16 protein-coding genes are annotated in these 16329 nt (G+C 72.9%); 10 read left to right on the top strand and 6 right to left on the bottom strand.

Annotated features, from left to right (window positions below):
* Positions 1 to 85 precede the first annotated feature (85 nt).
* Together AB0C28_RS32560 and AB0C28_RS32565 are read right to left on the bottom strand one after the other, a co-directional pair.
* The gene (locus tag AB0C28_RS32560) at positions 86 to 1246 is read right to left on the bottom strand and encodes an MFS transporter (protein ID WP_358079852.1); all 1161 of its coding nucleotides are present in this window, start codon (positions 1244 to 1246) and stop codon (positions 86 to 88) included.
* On the bottom strand, positions 1243 to 1995 hold the full coding sequence (locus AB0C28_RS32565; RefSeq protein WP_358079854.1) for a DeoR/GlpR family DNA-binding transcription regulator: 753 nt from the start codon (positions 1993 to 1995) through the stop codon (positions 1243 to 1245). Before AB0C28_RS32565 ends, AB0C28_RS32560 begins: the two co-directional genes overlap by 4 nt.
* Before the next feature lie 44 nt (positions 1996 to 2039).
* Here AB0C28_RS32565 and AB0C28_RS32570 point away from each other — a divergent pair, with 44 nt between their 5' ends.
* Genes AB0C28_RS32570 through AB0C28_RS32585 form a run of 4 tightly spaced genes read left to right on the top strand, consistent with a single transcriptional unit; the run spans position 2040 to position 4633 of the window.
* A complete protein-coding gene (locus AB0C28_RS32570; RefSeq protein ID WP_357859636.1) occupies positions 2040 to 3011 on the top strand; it encodes a WYL domain-containing protein in 972 nt (323 codons plus the stop codon).
* 60 nt (positions 3012 to 3071) lie between these two features.
* A complete protein-coding gene (locus tag AB0C28_RS32575; RefSeq protein WP_357859634.1) occupies positions 3072 to 3686 on the top strand; it encodes a LysE family translocator in 615 nt (204 codons plus the stop codon).
* Positions 3683 to 4417 (top strand): alpha/beta hydrolase, encoded by a 735-nt coding sequence (locus AB0C28_RS32580; protein WP_358079856.1) that lies wholly within the window; start codon positions 3683 to 3685, stop codon positions 4415 to 4417. Before AB0C28_RS32575 ends, AB0C28_RS32580 begins: the two co-directional genes overlap by 4 nt.
* 3 nt (positions 4418 to 4420) lie before the next feature.
* Positions 4421 to 4633 carry a hypothetical protein gene (locus AB0C28_RS32585; RefSeq protein WP_346101938.1) on the top strand — a complete coding sequence of 71 codons (213 nt, stop codon included), beginning with the start codon at positions 4421 to 4423 and terminating at the stop codon, positions 4631 to 4633.
* 45 nt (positions 4634 to 4678) lie between these two features.
* Here the strand turns inward: AB0C28_RS32585 and AB0C28_RS32590 are convergent, their stop codons facing one another.
* Positions 4679 to 5557 carry a hypothetical protein gene (locus AB0C28_RS32590; RefSeq protein WP_358079858.1) on the bottom strand — a complete coding sequence of 293 codons (879 nt, stop codon included), beginning with the start codon at positions 5555 to 5557 and terminating at the stop codon, positions 4679 to 4681.
* A gap of 119 nt (positions 5558 to 5676) precedes the next feature.
* Between AB0C28_RS32590 and AB0C28_RS32595 the strand changes: the two genes are divergently transcribed.
* Together AB0C28_RS32595 and AB0C28_RS32600 are read left to right on the top strand one after the other, a co-directional pair.
* Complete coding sequence (locus AB0C28_RS32595; protein ID WP_358079860.1) at positions 5677 to 6162, top strand: CGNR zinc finger domain-containing protein; 486 nt, start codon at positions 5677 to 5679, stop codon at positions 6160 to 6162.
* 106 nt (positions 6163 to 6268) lie between these two features.
* Positions 6269 to 6739 carry a pyridoxamine 5'-phosphate oxidase family protein gene (locus tag AB0C28_RS32600; RefSeq protein ID WP_357859621.1) on the top strand — a complete coding sequence of 157 codons (471 nt, stop codon included), beginning with the start codon at positions 6269 to 6271 and terminating at the stop codon, positions 6737 to 6739.
* A gap of 39 nt (positions 6740 to 6778) precedes the next feature.
* On the opposite strand, the gene AB0C28_RS32605 is transcribed toward AB0C28_RS32600, so the two are convergent.
* Positions 6779 to 7540 carry an SDR family oxidoreductase gene (locus AB0C28_RS32605; RefSeq protein ID WP_357859619.1) on the bottom strand — a complete coding sequence of 254 codons (762 nt, stop codon included), beginning with the start codon at positions 7538 to 7540 and terminating at the stop codon, positions 6779 to 6781.
* A 319-nt stretch (positions 7541 to 7859) separates the two neighbouring features.
* On the opposite strand from AB0C28_RS32605, the gene AB0C28_RS32610 reads away from it, so the two are divergent.
* Positions 7860 to 8579, top strand: coding sequence for a class I SAM-dependent methyltransferase (locus AB0C28_RS32610; RefSeq protein WP_358079862.1), 720 nt, complete (start codon positions 7860 to 7862; stop codon positions 8577 to 8579).
* 16 nt (positions 8580 to 8595) lie between these two features.
* On the opposite strand, the gene AB0C28_RS32615 is transcribed toward AB0C28_RS32610, so the two are convergent.
* Complete coding sequence (locus AB0C28_RS32615) at positions 8596 to 9174, bottom strand: dienelactone hydrolase family protein (RefSeq protein WP_358079864.1); 579 nt, start codon at positions 9172 to 9174, stop codon at positions 8596 to 8598.
* Between the two features lie 182 nt (positions 9175 to 9356).
* On the opposite strand from AB0C28_RS32615, the gene AB0C28_RS32620 reads away from it, so the two are divergent.
* Together AB0C28_RS32620 and AB0C28_RS32625 are read left to right on the top strand one after the other, a co-directional pair.
* Complete coding sequence (locus AB0C28_RS32620) at positions 9357 to 9857, top strand: hypothetical protein (RefSeq protein ID WP_357859610.1); 501 nt, start codon at positions 9357 to 9359, stop codon at positions 9855 to 9857.
* Between the two features lie 149 nt (positions 9858 to 10006).
* Positions 10007 to 12367: an ATP-binding domain-containing protein gene (locus AB0C28_RS32625; protein ID WP_358079866.1), complete on the top strand. Its 2361-nt coding sequence runs from the start codon at positions 10007 to 10009 to the stop codon at positions 12365 to 12367.
* 79 nt (positions 12368 to 12446) lie between these two features.
* Here AB0C28_RS32625 and AB0C28_RS32630 read toward each other — a convergent pair whose 3' ends face one another.
* Entirely contained in the window at positions 12447 to 12902 is a 456-nt protein-coding gene (locus AB0C28_RS32630) for a MarR family transcriptional regulator (RefSeq protein ID WP_357859604.1), read from the bottom strand.
* A 103-nt stretch (positions 12903 to 13005) separates the two neighbouring features.
* Between AB0C28_RS32630 and AB0C28_RS32635 the strand changes: the two genes are divergently transcribed.
* Entirely contained in the window at positions 13006 to 16290 is a 3285-nt protein-coding gene (locus AB0C28_RS32635) for an efflux RND transporter permease subunit (protein WP_358079868.1), read from the top strand.
* Positions 16291 to 16329: the final 39 nt, after the last annotated feature.

Consider the following 16329-nt stretch of genomic DNA (forward strand, 5'->3'; position numbering starts at 1 on the left):
CCGTTCTGCCCGCGCCCGTTCTGCCCGCGTCTGTCGCGCCCGCGCCCGTTCCCCGGCGCGCGCGTCGAGAGGCGCCGGACATCGCTCAGGGCGCCCGTTCCTCGGCGCGGACGCGCAGCGCCGTCGCGGCCAGGGCCACGAACGCGGCCAGCAGCGCGGGAACGGCCAGCGCCCGGGGCAGCCCCGTCAGCTCGGCCAGGCCCCCGATGAGCACCGGCCCGGTCAGGAACCCCAGGTAGCCGAGTGCCGCCACCCGCGCCAGCGACCGCCCGGCGTAGGCCGGATCCCGGTGCCCGGCGGCCGCGAACACCTGCGGCACGATGCACGACAAACCGGCCCCGAAGAGCCCGAACCCGGCCACGCCCGCCACCGGATGTCCGGCCAGCAGCGCCAGCCCCAGCCCGGCCGCCGCCAGCAGGCCGCAGCAGCGCACCAGTGGCACCGGCCCGAACCGGGCGGCCAGCCGGTCACCCGCGAGCCGGCCCGCCGTCATCATGATCGAGAAGGCCGCGTACCCGGCGGCGGCGAACCCCGGCGCGGCGGCCAGGTCCTCGCTCAGGTAGACCGAGCTCCAGTCCGCCGCGGCCCCCTCGCCCACCAGGCAGCAGAACGCCAGCACGCCCAGGAACACGATGCCCTTCGGCAGCCCGTCCCGCCCCCGCGCGCCGTCCGCCGGCTCGGGCGCGGGCCGCAGCGCCCACCGCGCCGCCCAGACCGCCAGCGCCGCGATCACCGCCCCGGCCGACCAGAACGTGACCGCCGCCGTCAGCGCGAAGTGCGCGAACAGCCCGCCCACGCTCGCCCCGGCGAACCCGCCCACGCTGAAGACGGCGTGGAACGACGACATGACCGGCCGCCCCAGAGCCCGCTCCACCTGCACGGCGTTGGCGTTCATGGACACGTCGAGCACCCCGTGCACGAGCCCGAACAGCAGCAGCGCCCCCGCCAGCGACGCCAGGTCGAAGGCGTGGGCCGGCAGCACCAGGACCACGCCCTGGGCCAGCGCGGCCGGGATCATCACCCGGGCGCTGCCGTGGCGGTCCACCAGCCGGCCCACCACCGTCATGCCGAGCACCGACCCGGCGGCGATGGCCAGCAGGGCCAGGCTCAGCTGGCCGTCGCCGAGCCCCAGCCGTTCCTTGATGGCCGGGATGCGCGCCGTCCACGTGCCGATGGCCGCCCCGGCCAGGAAGAACAGCAGGTAGACGGCCACCCGCTCACGGACGAGGACCCTCGGGCCGCTCACCCGCTCTCCTTGACCGTCACGCCGGCCGCCACCAGGGCGTCGCGTTCCTCCGGCGGGATGCCGGGATCGGTCACCACCACGTCCAGCCGGCCGATCGGGCAGACCGCGCCGAACGCCGTACGCGCGAACTTGCCCGAGTCGCACACCACGACCACCCGCCGCGCCGAGGCGATGGCGGCCTGCTTGACGGCCACCTCCGGCAGGTCGTGCGCGGTCAGGCCGTGCTCGGCCGACAGGCCGCAGCAGCCGATCACGGCCGTGTCGAAGCGCAGCGCCCTGATCGAGCTCTCGGTGAGCGGGCCTGTGACGTTCAGCTCGCCCTTGCGCACCTCGCCGCCGGGCAGCACCACCCGCACCCGCGGCGCGCTCGCCAGCAGCGACACGGCCTGCAGCGCCAGCGGCAGCACGGTCACCCGCCGGCCGGCCAGCGCGCGGGCCACCTCCAGCGCGGTCGTGCCGCCGTCCAGGATCACCGCCTCCCCGTCGGCGACCAGCTCCGCCGCCGCCTGCCCGATGCGCCGCTTGGCCTCCACCGCCTCGCGCTCACGCACCCCGAACGGCGGCTCCTCGCCGCGCAGCAGCAACGACAGCGCGCCGCCCCTGACCCGGCGGACCACCCCCTGCTGGGCCAGCTCGTCCAGGTCACGCCTGATCGTCATCTCCGACACGCCGTGCTCGGCGGCCAGCTCGGACACCGACACGCTGTCGGCGGTCCGCAGGGTGTTCATGATGGCGCGCACACGTTCCATCTGTTCATACAAACATGGACAATGTGCGCAATACAATGGCGGGTATGCGTGCCAGCCGCCTGCTCTCGCTTCTCCTGCTGCTGCAGACGCGCGGCCGCATGACCGCGCCGGAGCTGGCGGCCGAGCTGGAGGTGTCGGTACGCACCGTCTACCGCGACGTCGAGGCACTGTCGGCGGCCGGTGTCCCGGTCTACGCCGACCGCGGCCCGGCGGGCGGCTACCAGCTGCTCGACGGCTACCGCACCCGGCTCAACGGGCTGACCGCCGAGGAGGCGTCGTCGCTGTTCCTGGCCGGGCTGCCGGGCCCGGCAGCCGAGCTGGGCAGGGCGGAGCCGGCGGCCAACGCCGAGCTGAAACTGCTGGCCGCGCTGCCGCCCGAGCCGCGCTCACACGCCTCCCGGATGCGGGAGCGGTTCCTGCTGGACGTGCCCGGCTGGTACCGCTCCTCCGACGACGTGCCGCACCTGAGCGAGGTGTCGGAGGCGGTGTGGGAGCAGCGGCCGCTGCACATGACCTACCGGCGCTGGGGCCAGAAGGAGGTCGACCGGATCATCCACCCGTACGGGCTCGTGCTCAAGGGCGGCTCCTGGTACCTGGTGGCGGCGCCGCCCGACGGCTCGCCGCGCACCTACCGGGTGGCGCGCATCCTGACACTGGAGACGCTGCCCGGCCGCTTCGCCCGGCCGGACGGGTTCGAACTGGGCTCGTTCTGGCAGGCGTACGCCAAGGAGTTCCGCGAGCGGATGTACACCGCCGAGGCCGTCATCAAGGTGGCACCCGGGCGGGAGGACCTGCTGGCGTTCACGATGGGCGCCGACGTGGTCGGCGCCGCGCTGGCCGCCGCCGGCGAGCCCGACCCCGAGGGGTGGCGCACGCTGACCGTGCCGGTGGAGTCGATCACGCACGCGCGCTGGGTGCTGCTGCGGATGGGCGCCGACGTGGAGGTGCTGGGGCCGCCGCAGCTGCGCGCGCTCATGGGCGAGGCGGTCGCCGAGCTGGCCAAGCTGTACGGCTGACACCGGGACACGCACCGAAAACCAGGCGAAATCCGGGCGCGTGTCTGTCAGCATCCCCGCATGTACCTTCTCGCATTCGCGGGCGCGTGTGTCCTGGTGGCCATGGTGCCCGGGGTCAGCACGGCCATCATCCTGCGCCAGACGCTGCGCGCGGGCCGCGGCTCCGGCCTGGCCGCCACACTGGGCAACGAGACCGGGATCCTGGCGTGGGGCCTGGCCGCCGCGTTCGGCCTGTCGGCCCTGCTCGTGGCCTCGCAGCTGGCCTACGACGTCATGCGCGTGACCGGCGCCGTCCTGCTGGTCGCGATGGGCGCCCAGGCGCTGTGGCAGGCCCGCGAGGCGGCGCCGGCCAGGCAGGAGGCGGTGGTCGCGCCGGGGCGGCGCGGGCCGTACCTGGCCGGGCTCGGCACCTGCCTGGCCAACCCGAAGGCCGGCGTGTTCGCGATGTCGTTCCTGCCGCAGTTCGTCCCCGCCGGACACGACGTGCCGCTGACGCTGGTGACGCTCGCCCTGGTGTGGGTGGCGGTGGACCTGCTCTGGTACGGGCTGCTGGTCTGGGCGGTGGCCAGGGCCAGGGCCGTCCTGGAGCGGCCCGCGGTCAGGCGCAGGCTGGAGCGGATCTCCGGCGTGCTGCTCATCGGGCTGGGCGTGCGGATGGCGGTGGAGTCGCGATGACGATCTGGCACGCCGAACACGGCACGGGCGACCCGGTGGTGCTGCTGCACTCGTCGGCGGCCGACTCCGGCATGTGGGACGCCCAGTGGGAGGCGCTGGCCGACCGCTTCCGGGTGATCAAGGTGGACTTCCGCGGGTACGGGCACACGCCCTACCGGGCCGACGGCCCCTACAACCACGCCGACGACGTGGCCAGGGTGCTGGCGGCGCTGGGCGTCACCCGGGCGGCCATGGTCGGCTCCTCGGGCGGGGGCCGGGTGGCGCTGGAGCTGGCCTCGGCCGGGCTGGCCGGGCGGCTGGTGCTGCTCAACCCCATCGTCGACCTGGAACCCACGCCGGATCTGCGGGCGTACTGGGACGAGGAGGCGCGCCTGCTGGAGCGCGGTCAGGTGGAGGAGGCCACCGAGCTCAACGTGCGCACCCTGCTGGGCCCCGAGGCGGACGAGGCGGCCCGGCTGCGGCTGGCGGCGATGCAGCGGCACGCGTTCGAGGTGCAGCTGGCCGCCGACCCCGAGCCGGAGCAGTTCGAACGGGAGCTGTCGCTGCCGGACCTGGACGTGCCCGCCCTGGTCGTGACCGGGGGGCACGAGCTGCCGTACTTCGTGGCCACCGCCCGCCAGGTGGCCGGTGAGCTGCCCGCGGGGCGGCTGCTGGAGCTGCCGTGGGCCGGTCACCTGCCGAGCCTGGAACGTCCTGAGGAGATCAACCGGCTGCTGCTGGACTACCTTTAGAACATGACGGACGACCTGGCGACCCTCGTGAGGCAGACGCAGGACGACGATCCGCTGCTGGCCCTGCGCGCCGCCACCGCGCTGCGCCGCGAGATCGAGCGGCTGGAGGCGGTCCAGGTCAGGCGCGCCCGGGTGGCCGGGCTCGCCTGGGCGCAGATCGCCGACGCGATCGGCGTGAGCAAACAGGCGGTGCACAAGAAGTACGGCCGCCGCTAGCCTCCCGGCGTGGCCGATGACGTGTGGCCGTCTCCGCTGGTCGCGTCAGTCGGGGACCCGCACCGTCGCGATGCCCAGCGTGCTGGTCATCGGCAGCAGCCCGGCCTCGAAGACCGCGCCGAGGAACGGGGAGGCGAGCTGGGCCAGCCGCCCGGCGCGCTCCTCCCCGAGCAGCCGCCACGGCTCGGCGGCCAGGTCGTCGGTCATGCGCTCCACCTGGTCACGCAGCTCACGGCCGCGCTCGGTGGCCTGTCCGGCGGCGTCCACCAGCCCTCTGGCGGCCAGCCGCTCCGTGGCCTCGGCCCACTCCTGCTCGCTCCAGCCCCGCCCGGCGAAGTTCGCCACCGGCGCGGCCCCGATCGCCGCGAACGACACCAGCGCCTCGCACGGATCCAGCTCCGCCGCGGCCAGGGCCGCCAGGTGGCCGTCGCCGCGGTGCTCGCGCAGCACGGTGGCGGCGTGCCAGAGCGCCAGGTGCGGCTCGTCCGGCCAGGGCAGGTCCAGGTTGGCCGCCGCGAACGGCCGCCCGCCCACCGTGACGCTCTGCGCCGCCCGCCTGGCCAGCTCCGCCGCCTCGGTCACGTCCGACCCTGCCACCCGGTCGCCGAGCAGGTGGCGATAGGTCTGGTCGATCGCCTCCAGCCGGGTCCGCAGCACCTTCTCGGGCGAGGCCACGTCCCACACGGCGGGCACGTGCTCGGCCACCGTCGCCGGGCTGAAGCTGTAGTACGCCGCCGTGGCCAGCCGCGCGCCCGCCGCGCCCAGCGGGGCGGTGCGGTAGGCGAAATAGCTGGGCCAGCGCGACGTCATGTCGTACCCCAGCGCCGCGGCCGCGTCGTTCGCCTGCGGCGAGAAGTACAGCACGGCGTGCACCGGCTCCAGCTGATGCCACATGCGGCGGGCGAGCTTGGACTCTGCTCTCATGACCACAATCCTCACTGTCTAGGTAAGCTATGCCAGTGACGATAGAGGCCTGGCGCATCACTGGTCAATCCCAAATAGACAGTTATGTCGGGAGGTGGGCGGAGCTCGGCGTCCTCCTGGTGAACGAACTGCACGTCACGCGCGCCCGCGGCCGTCCCGTCACCCCGCCGGAGAACCGGCGGGCCGCACTGGAGGAGGCGCTGCGCTCGCACGACTGGACGCCCGGCCGCCCGCTGACGGACGCCGACGCCGATCGGCTGGCCGACGTGGCCGCCGAGCTCCACCCCGCCTTCGCCGGCGACATCACCGCGCTCAACCAGGCCCTGGTCCGCCACGGCGCCGTCCCCAGCCTGTACGGGGACCCGCCGCGCCTGGCCTTCCACAGTGCCGGGGCGAGCCTGCCCGACGCCTGGGCCGCCGACGCGGCCACGGCGCTGGCCATGGTGATCGGGGTCGGGCAGGGGGAGCGGCTGCGCTCGTGCGAGGCCGACGGGTGTGAGCTGGTCTTCTTCGACGTCACCAAGAACACCTCGCGGCGCTTCTGCGGCCTGTCCTGCCAGAACCGCGCCAAGGCCAGCGCCTACCGCGCCCGCCGCCGCGCCTGAACACCCGCTGGACGCGCGTCACCGGTCGCCTGCCGGTCGCCCCCGATCGTCGGCCGATGGTCCGGTAGCGGGGTTTGTGTCGGTGGCGGCGTCCATGATGGGTGCCATGGCTTCATGGAACGAGTTCGGCGAGCAGGCGCCCGAGCTGGCCGCGGTGGCGCGCCGCCTCATGGACGCGTACACGCACAAGGTGCTGGCCACGCTGCGCAAGGACGGCTCGCCCCGGGTGAGCGGCGTCGAGACGAGTTTCCGCGACGGGGAGCTGTGGACGGGCTCCATGCCGCGCGCGGTCAAGGCCGCCGACCTGCGCCGCGATCCGCGGATGGCGCTGCACGTGACCTCACGCGACCCCGACCCGGCCGACCCGTCCTCGTGGGAGGGGGACCTGAAGCTGGCCGGCCGGGCGGTGGAGATCACCGACGCGGAGCTGCTGGCGTCGTTCGGGCTGCCCGGCACCGAGTCCCACCTGTTCCGGATCGAGCTGAGCGAGGTGGCGTGGACCAGGGTCACCGGGGACGAGCTCGTCATCACCGCCTGGCGCGAGGGGGCGGGGGTGCGGGAGTTCCGCCGCGACTGATCTACTTTGTAAAGGCGCTCGGCGGCCGTACGAACAAGATCAGTGGACGGAGAAGCCTCCATCGACGAAGAGCATCTGGCCGGTGACGAAGGCGGAGGCGTTTCCGGCCAGGAAGACGGCGGCGCCCGCGAAGTCCTCCGGGACCCCGTTGCGGCCGGCCATGTGCCGCGCCGCCATGACCTCGACCCGGCCGGGGATGGCCTGCGCGGCCTCGGTCAGCGGGGTCAGCACGAACCCCGGCATGATCGTGTTCACGCACACCCCGTTTGCCGACCACGCTTCTGCCTGCGATCGGGTCAGCCCGGCGAGCGCCGCCTTGGACGCCCCGTAGACGCCGCTGTCGCCGAACGCGCTGATCGACTGCTGCGAGCCGACGTTCATGATCCGGCCCCAGCCGCGGGCGGCCATGCGCGGGCCGAAGTGCTGGCCGAGCAGGTAGGGGGCGGTCAGGTTGACGGCGATCGTGCGCTCGTAGTCGTCCACGGTGAGCTCGGCCATGGGCTTGCGGATGTTGTTGCCGGCGTCGTTGACCAGGATGTCGATGTCGCCGGCGCGCTCGCAGACCCGCTGGACGGCGGCGCGGTCGCCGAGGTCGGCGCTGATCGCGGAGGCGGTGACGCCGTGCTCGCGCAGCCGGGCGACCGCCTGGTCCAGTTCGGCCTGTCCGCGGGCGACCAGCACGACGCCGGCCCCGGCGCGCCCGATCGCCTCGGCGATGGCGTACCCGATCCCGGAACTGCCGCCGGTCACCAGCGCGCGCCGGCCGTGCAGGGAGAACAGCTCTCGCAGATAGTCGGACATGGACGGTCAAGCTAGCACCCGCCCGCACCGGCCGCGGCGGGTGGGCGAGGTGTGAGCAAGGCCACAGCCGCGCCCGCCGCCGGCCGGTGCCGGAGCGGAGCTGGAAGGCCCGCGCCCGCCGCTCAGGACGGCGCCGCCGGACGCCGGCCGCGCTCGCGGAGGGGAGTGAGGAGGGCGGCGGCACGGCGTTCCCGGCCCCCGTTCAGCGCCTTGCGGGAGGGTGTGGAAACGGCCTTTGACCAGGGCGTACGCGGGCCGTGGCGGCCTAAGATCGACGGGTCTGGCCGCGCGGGGCGGCCCCCTTCCTTGGAGGTCCCGGGTGAATCGCACCATCCGTACGATCGACGACGTCATGGAGCTGCTGGACCGGATGTTCGCCGCCGGCGCCGACCGGTGGACGGAGCAGGCGTCCGGCTGGTGGGACGAGTTCTACGCCGACCGCTCCAGGCAGGTGCCGTTCTTCACGGGCGGGCCGGACGAGAGCCTGGCCTCGTACGCGGACAGAGGGCTGCTGGTGCCCGGCCGCGCTCTGGACCTGGGCTGCGGCCCGGGACGCAACGCCGTCTACCTGGCCTTGCTCGGGTTCGAGGTGGACGCGGTGGACCTGTCGCCCACGGCCGTGGAGTGGGGGCGGGAGCGGGCTCGCGAGGCGGGGGCCGAGGTGCGTTTCGTGTGCGGGGACGCCTTCACCTCGGCGCCGGCGGGGCCGTACGACCTGGTGTACGACTCCGGCTGCCTGCACCACCTGCCGCCGCACCGCCGGGTGAGTTACCTCGCCCTGCTGGAACGGGTGCTCGCGCCCGGCGGCCACCTGGGGCTGACGTGCTTCGCGGCCGGCCGCATGGGCTCCGAGCAGCCCGACGAGGACTTCTACCGAGACGGCCGCCTGCACGGAGGACTGGCCTACACGCCGCAGGAGTTGCGCCGGATCTTCTCCGGCTACACGGAGGTGGAGCTGCGCCCGATGACGGAGCAGCCGCGCGACGCCCCGCTGTTCGGCCAGGCGTTCCTGTTGTCGGCGCTGTTCCGCCGCCCGTAGGTTCGCCGGCGGCGCGTCAGGAGAGGGCGTCGAGGAAGGCCAGCGTGCGAGACAGCAGCAACGTGGCGGCGTCCGGGTCGTAGGAGGGCAGGGTGGGGTCGGCGAAGTAGTGCTGGTCGCCGGGGTAGAGGAACAGCTCGCCCTGCCCGGCCGACTCGACCACCTGCCGGGCGAAGCCGAGGTCGCCCTCGCCGGCGAAGAAGGGGTCGGCGTCCATGCCGTGCACCTGGACCGGCACCCCGCCGGGCCAGGCGTCGCCGAACTCCGACAGCGGCACGCAGGCGTAGTACAGCAGCGCGCCCCGCGCGCCGGGCCGGGTCTGGGCCAGTTTCTGCGCGCTGAGCACCCCGATGGAGAAACCGGCGTAGACCAGTTCGGCGGGCAGGTCACCGGCCGCCCGGGTGCCCCGATCGATCACGGTGCCGAAGCCGATGTCCTGGACGTAGGCCATGCCCTCCTCGATGCCGCCGAAGGTGCGGCCCTCGAACAGGTCGGGCGTGTGGACGGTGTGCCCGGCCCGGCGCAGGTCGTCGGCGAACACGGTGACGCCCGGGGTCAGCCCCAGTGCGTGATGAAAGAGAGCGACAGTCGCCATGGTCTTCTCCAACCCGTTCGCCGTCAGTACACGTGTTCGATCAGGCAGCCTATGCCTGTCTCCTCGCTCAGGGCCGAGTTTTCGCCCACAGAGCCGTCCTGAGCGATGCCGTCCTGAGCGATGAGTTCCGGCCGGGCCGGGGGTCTGTTCAGCCGGGACCGCGAACGGTGAGGAGGCCCGTGATGCAGCTGCTGCACGTGGCGGCGGTGTCGGCCGGCTGCGCGCTGGCCCTGGTCCCGGCGCTGCTGCCGCCGGCGCGTTCCGGCGGGAGGTGGCCGCACGTCGTCATGGCGCTGGGCATGGCGGCCGGGCACGCGGGGTTCGTGGTCGTCGCGGTGCTCGCGCTGCTGGCCGCCGGTTGGCTCTGCGGTTCGCCGTCCCGGCGGGCGGAGTCCGGTCATCACATCCACGACTTCGTGGTGATGTCGGTCCTGCTGGTGCTGACGGCGACAGGCGGATCCGATCACGTGGGGGCCGGGCACGCGCATGGGGGCGGCTCGGCGGCGGGGGTGGCGGTGGTGATCGGGGTGCTCTGGACCTGCGCCCGTCTCGTCCGGATCCTGCCGGAACGGGACGGGCGCCACCAGGAGCAGGGTCAGGGGCGGCGTCAGAGGCTGGGCCTGGAGCTGTGCTCGGCCGGAATGGCGGCCAGCATGGCTTTCATGGCCGTGCTGGCGCTCTGAAAGGTCGCGATCGGCACGCGGCTGCCCGCGGTGACGTCACGCGGGTGCGGAGGAGGGATTGCGCGGGCCTGTGGCGCGGCGCTAAGCTCGAACATTGCATGTCTGCAAGCGAGCCGTTCACAGACCTCCTGTTAGGAGTATACCAGGGAATGACTAATCGTCAAGATGGTCTTGCGCAAGCCCTTGACAGCGAGCAGCGCACTGTGGCGTGGCTCTACGACCTGCTCGACGTCGCCAGGCAGCGCGCCGAGGCGACGCTGCGCGAGGTGTACGCCAGGGGCGCCGGCGCGGGAACACACCAGGCGATGGTGGAGCGCGAGGCGCTGGCCTCGGAGCAGGCGCGGCGGCTGGCGCAGCTGAACGCGGTCGAGCGGGGACTGTGCTTCGGCCGCGTGGACGACGGGTCGGGCCTGCGCACGTACATCGGCAGGATCGGCCTGCGAGACGAGCGGCACGAGTCGGTGCTGATCGACTGGCGGGCGCCGGCGGCGCGGCCGTTCTACGTGGCCACCGCGACCGATCCCGGCGGCCTGGTACGGCGCCGCCACCTGCACCTGAAGGACCGGGTCGTGGTCGGGATCGACGACGAGGTGTTCGACCTGGAGCGGATGAGCGAGGGGGATCGCCGCACGCTGGTGGGCGAGGCGGCGCTGCTGGCCGCGCTGCGCAGGGGCCGCACCGGCCGGATGGGCGACGTGGTGGCCACCATCCAGACCGAGCAGGACCGGGTGATCAGGGCCGGGCTGCAGGGGGCGCTGGTGGTGCAGGGCGGGCCGGGCACCGGCAAGACGGTGGCGGCGCTGCACCGGGCGGCGTACCTGCTTTACACCCACCGCGACACCCTCGAACGGCGCGGGGTGCTGGTCGTGGGCCCCAACCCGATGTTCCTGCGCTACATCGGCCAGGTGCTGCCCGCGCTGGGCGAGACGCAGGTGGTGATGACCACGGTCGGCGAGATGTTCCCCGGCGTGCGCGCGACGGCGGCCGACACACCGCAGGCGGCGGTGGTCAAGGGTGATCCGCGCATGGCCGAGGTGGTGGCCGAGGCGGTGCGGCTGCGTCAGCGGGTGCCGTCCGGCGAGCTGGTGGTGGAGCTCGACGGCCTGCGCCTGCGGGTGCCGCACGAGACGTGCGCCCGGCTGCGCGAGCGGGCGCGCGCGGTACGGCTGCCGCACAACATGGCGCGCAAGCTGTTCGTCACCGAGCTGCTCAAGGAGCTGGCCAGGGCCGAGGCGCGGGCGCTGGAGGAGTCGCTGCACATCGAGGAGCTGGTGATCGAGGGCGAGCCCGAGCTGAGCGAGCCGCTGGACCTGGAGGGCGATCTCGACGAGCTGGACGTGGAGCTGGCCTCGGCGCGGCTGTGGGGCGAGCCGGAGGTGCGCCGGGCGCTGGATGAGCTGTGGCCGGAGCTGACGCCGCAGCGGCTGGTGGCGGAGCTGCTCTCCTCGCCGGAGACGTTGTGGGCGGCCTGCCCGCCCGGCCTGGACTGGCACCTGCTGACGCGCCCGCCGGAGGCGGAGTGGACGGACGGGGACGTGCCGCTGCTGGACGAGGCGGCCGAGCTGCTCGGCGAGGACGACTCGGCGCTGCGGGTGGCGGCCAGGCGGGCGGAGCGGGAGCAGGCCGAGGAGCTGCTGTACGCGAGCGAGGTGCTGACCACGACGGGCGTGGCCGAGGCGGGCGTCCTCGACCGGGCCGACGTCCTGGCCGAGCGGCACGCCGACGACGGCACCGGCCTGACCACCGCCGACCGGGCGGCGGCCGACCGTAGCTGGGCCTACGGGCACGTGATCGTGGACGAGGCGCAGGAGCTGTCGCCGATGGCCTGGCGGATGATCATGCGGCGGGTGCCGGCCAAGTCGCTGACCGTGGTGGGCGACCTGGCCCAGACGGGCTCGGCGGCGGGGGCGCACACGTGGGCGGAGGTGCTGGACCCGTACCTGGAAGGGCGCTGGCGCGAGGAGCGGCTGCTGGTCAACTACCGCACGCCGGTGGAGATCATGCGGGTGGCGGCGGACGTGCTGCGCGCGTACGCGCCCGGGCAGGAGCCGCCGGAGTCGGTACGCGAGGGCGGCGCGGAGCCGCGGGCGATCCGCATGCCGGTGTCCGGGCTGCCGGAGCTGGTGGCGGCCGAGCTGGCCGAACTCCGGGCCGAACTCGGCACGGACGGCGAGACCGGGACCGAGACCGGGACCGGGACCGGGACTGGGGGTGGCTCCGGCGCCGGGGCGGGGGAGGGCCGGTTGGGCGTGGTGACGCCGGACGCGCGGCACGCCGAGGTGGCCGCGCTGTTCCCGCGGGGGGACCTGGACGCGCCGGTGGTGGTGCTGACGGTGACGCAGGCCAAGGGGCTGGAGTTCGACGCGGTGGTGGTGGTCGACCCGGCGGGGATCCTGGGGCAGTCGCCGATGGGCGGCCAGGACCTGTACGTGGCGGTGACGCGGGCGACGCGGCGGCTGACGGTGGTGCACGAGGGCGAGCTGCCGCCGGTGCTGTCCCGCCTAGCCTAGAAATCTACAATGTAAAGGCGGTGGGCCGGTTCAAAACCCACCGCCCAGCAGAAAACCCATGACAACGAGGCGGGGAGGGTCAGGCGTCGCCCTCGTGGGCGAGCTTCTCGGCCACGTCGCGGATCGTCCGGGTGACGCGGTCGAGGGCGCGCAGGGTCTCGGTGTCGAGGTGCTCCATGATGCGCCGGTAGTGCTGGGCGCCGCTGTTGTTGATGTCCTCGATCAGCTTGGTGCCGGCGGGGGTGAGCTGGACGCGGCGTACGCGGCGGTCATGGGGGTCCTCGTGCCGGCCGACGAGGCCGTGGGCGACGAGGCGGTCGACGATGCCGGTGACGGTGCCGAGGCCGACGCCGAGGTTGTGGGCCAGGTCCTGGCCGGAGGCGGAGCCGGTGGTGGACAGGATCAGGATGACCTTGAGCTGCCTCATGGTGAGGTTGGAGCTGAACAGGGGGGATTGGTGCTGGGCGAACAGCCTGCCCAGGCCACGCTGGGTCTGGGCGATCCGGCTGATCAGCTCTTCGCGTTCGTTGCTCACACTCACCTCTCGCTTCCTGAGAAGGTTATCAGGAAAGCTCGGTCCGTCTAAATATTCGTTCAAGGCGAAGTGTTAGTGTGGGGCGAACTCTTGGAGGGGGAGTATGACCGCATTCGCCCGGCTGAGCCTGCTCAACCGCAGCCTTGTCATCTTGGTGGCGATCGTGCTGACCGCGTTCGGCGCGTTCACGATCCCGCAGCTCAAACAGCAGTTGCTGCCGTCGCTGTCGTTTCCCGGCGCGTTCGTGATCGCGCCGTTCCCGGGTGCGTCACCGGAGATCGTCGAAGATCAGGTTACCGCTCCGATCGAGGACTCCTTCCAGGGACTGACCGGGATGGAGCAGATGACGTCGACCTCGAAGGAGGGCCTGGCACAGATCCAGGTGGCCTTCGAGTACGGCACCGACATCGAGTCGTCGCTGAACAAGATGCAGCAGGCGATCAGCAGGGTGCGGCTGCCGGACGGGGTGGATCCGCAGGTCGTGGCGGGCAGCACCGACGACATCCCGGTGCTGGTGCTGGCGGTCGGCGACGGCGGCGACGAGCGGGCGATGGCCGACAAGCTGCGCCGGATCGTGGTGCCGGAGCTGCAGAGCGTGGAGGGCGTGCGGGAGGCGACGGTCACGGGCACCCGTGACGAGGTCGTCACCATCGAGCCGGACACGAAGAAGATGGCGCTGGCGGGGGTGTCGGCGGCGCAGATCCCAGACGTACTGAAGGCGAACGGCACGCCGATCCCGGCGGGCACGCTGATCTCGGGCGAGAAGTCGCTGACGGTGCAGGTGGGCTCGCGGGTCGACTCGGTACGCAAGCTGAAGGACCTGTATCTGACGCCCGCCCAGCCCTCGGCCGCGCAACAGCAGCAACAACAGCAGCAGGCCCAAGCCCAAGCTCAGGCTCAGCAAGCGCAGCAGGCTCAGGCTCAGGCGGGCAGGCCGGGGCAGGGCCAGACGGCGCAGCAGCCGGTCGCGCCCCCCAAGCCGAAGCCGCTCAAGCCGGTCAAGCTGGGCGACGTGGCGAAGATCACGCGCGGTCTTGAGGCCGCGACGGCCATCACCCGCACCGACGGCAAGACGAGCCTGGGCGTGTCGGTGACGATGGTGCCCGACGGCAACGCGGTGGCGATCTCGCACGCCATCGCCGAGAAGCTGCCCGACCTGACCAAGGCGCTGGGCGACTCCTCGGACACGGCGGTGTCGGTGGTGTTCGACCAGGCCCCGTACGTGGAGCAGTCGATCGAGAGCCTGACCACCGAGGGCCTGCTGGGGCTGGCGTTCGCGGTGCTGGTCATCCTGGTGTTCCTGCTGTCGGTGCGTTCGACGCTGGTGACGGCGGTGTCGATCCCGCTGTCGGTGGTGATCGCGCTGCTGGTGCTGTGGGCCGGCGACTACTCGCTGAACCTGCTGACGCTGGGCGCGCTGACGATCGCGGTCGGCCGGGTGGTGGACGACTCGATCGTGGTGCTGGAGAACATCAAACGCCATCTGGCCTACGGCGAGGCCAGGTTGCCGGCGATCTTGACGGCGGTGCGTGAGGTGTCGGGGGCGGTGACGGCCTCGACGTTGACGACGGTGGCGGTGTTCGCGCCGATCGCGCTGGTGGGCGGCCTGGTGGGCGAGCTGTTCAGCCCGTTCGCGATCACGGTGACGGTGGCGTTGCTGGCCTCGCTGGTGGTGTCGCTGACGGTGGTGCCGGTGCTGGCGTACTGGTTCCTGCGGACGCCGGACCTGACGCCGGAGCAGGCGCGCAAGCAGCGTGAGGAGGCCGAGGCCAAGGAGCTGCGCTCGCCGCTGCAGCGGGCCTACCTGCCGGTGCTGCGTTTCGCCACCAAGTTCAAGCTGGTGACGATCCTCATCGGGGTGGCGGTGTTCGTCGCCACGATGGGGCTGGCCGGCGGGCTGCAGACGAACTTCCTCGACTCCTCCGGGCAGAACACGCTGTCGCTGTCGCAGCGGATGCCGGTCGGCACGGACCTGGCGACGACGGACGAGGCGGCCAAGAAGGTCGAGGCGGTGCTGGGCGCGCAGGACGGCGTCGAGACGTACCAGGTGAACGTGGGTGGCGGCAACGCCATGATGGGCGGCACCGGCGGCGGCGCCGACCGGGCCTCCTACTCGGTGACGCTGGTGGAGGACTCCGACACCGCCACGATCGAGAAGGAGCTCCGTACGGCGATCGACGGCCTGTCCGGGGTCGGCGAGGTCACCATCGGCGGTGGTGGCGGCGGCGGGGGCGGGTTCGCCTCCGACTCGATCGACGTGATCGTGCGCGCGCCCGACACCGAGGCGCTGCGCGCCGCGACCGACGAGGTGAAGCGGGCGATGGGCGAGGTGTCCGGCCTGCGCGACCTGTCGTCGAACCTGGAGACCAGCGCGCCCCGCGTCGAGGTCGTGGTGGACCGGGAGGAGGCCGCCGAGCGCGGCCTGTCGGAGGCGCAGGTCGGGCAAGCGGTGGCGCAGGCGTTCCGCGGCGCGCCGCTGGGCCAGATCGTCCTGGACGGCCGTACGAGTGACCTGGTACTGCGCGGCGCCGACGCGCCGGACGACCTGAAGGCGATCGGGAACCTGAAGCTGCCCACGGCGGCCGGGCTGGTGAAGCTGTCGTCGGTGGCCGACGTGCGCGAGGTGGCCGGGCCGACGCAGGTGACCAGGATCGACGGGGAGCGTTCCGCGACGGTGTCGGCCAAGGCGGAGGACTCCGGCGACCTGGGCACGCTGACGCAGGCGCTGACGACGAAGCTGGACGGCCTGCAGCTGCAGGCGGGCGCCTCCTACGAGATCGGCGGGGTGTCGGCCGACCAGGCGGACGCGTTCGCCGACCTGGGGCTGGCGATGCTGGTGGCCATCGCGATCGTGTTCATGATCATGGTGGCGACGTTCCGCAGCTTCATCCAGCCGGTGATCCTGCTGGTGTCGATCCCGTTCGCGGCCACGGGCGCGATCGGGCTGCTGGTGGCGACGGACACGGCGCTGGGCGTGCCGGCGCTGATCGGCATGCTGATGCTGATCGGCATCGTGGTGACGAACGCGATCGTGCTGATCGACCTGATCAACCAGTACCGCGAGCAGGGCATGGGCGTGGTGCAGGCGGTGATCGAGGGCGGCCGGCGCCGGCTGCGGCCGATCCTGATGACGGCGGTGGCCACGATCTGCGCGCTGACGCCGATGGCGCTGGGGGTGACGGGGTCCGGCGGGTTCATCTCGCAGCCGCTGGCGATCGTGGTGATCGGCGGCCTGATCTCCTCGACGCTGCTGACCCTGGTGCTGGTGCCGACGCTGTACGTGGTGGTGACCCGGGAGCGTGGGGGCTCGCGGCACGCTTCCGGGCGTGCGGAGGGGGAGAGCGCCGGCGAGACGGGCCAGGAGAAGCTGGCCGGCCAGCCCGCGTGACGACGCCAGGGAAGTGACGCTCCGGCGGGCGACGACACC

The organism is Nonomuraea sp. NPDC048892, from assembly GCF_040649735.1.
Taxonomy (GTDB): Bacteria; Actinomycetota; Actinomycetes; order Streptosporangiales; family Streptosporangiaceae; genus Nonomuraea; species Nonomuraea maheshkhaliensis.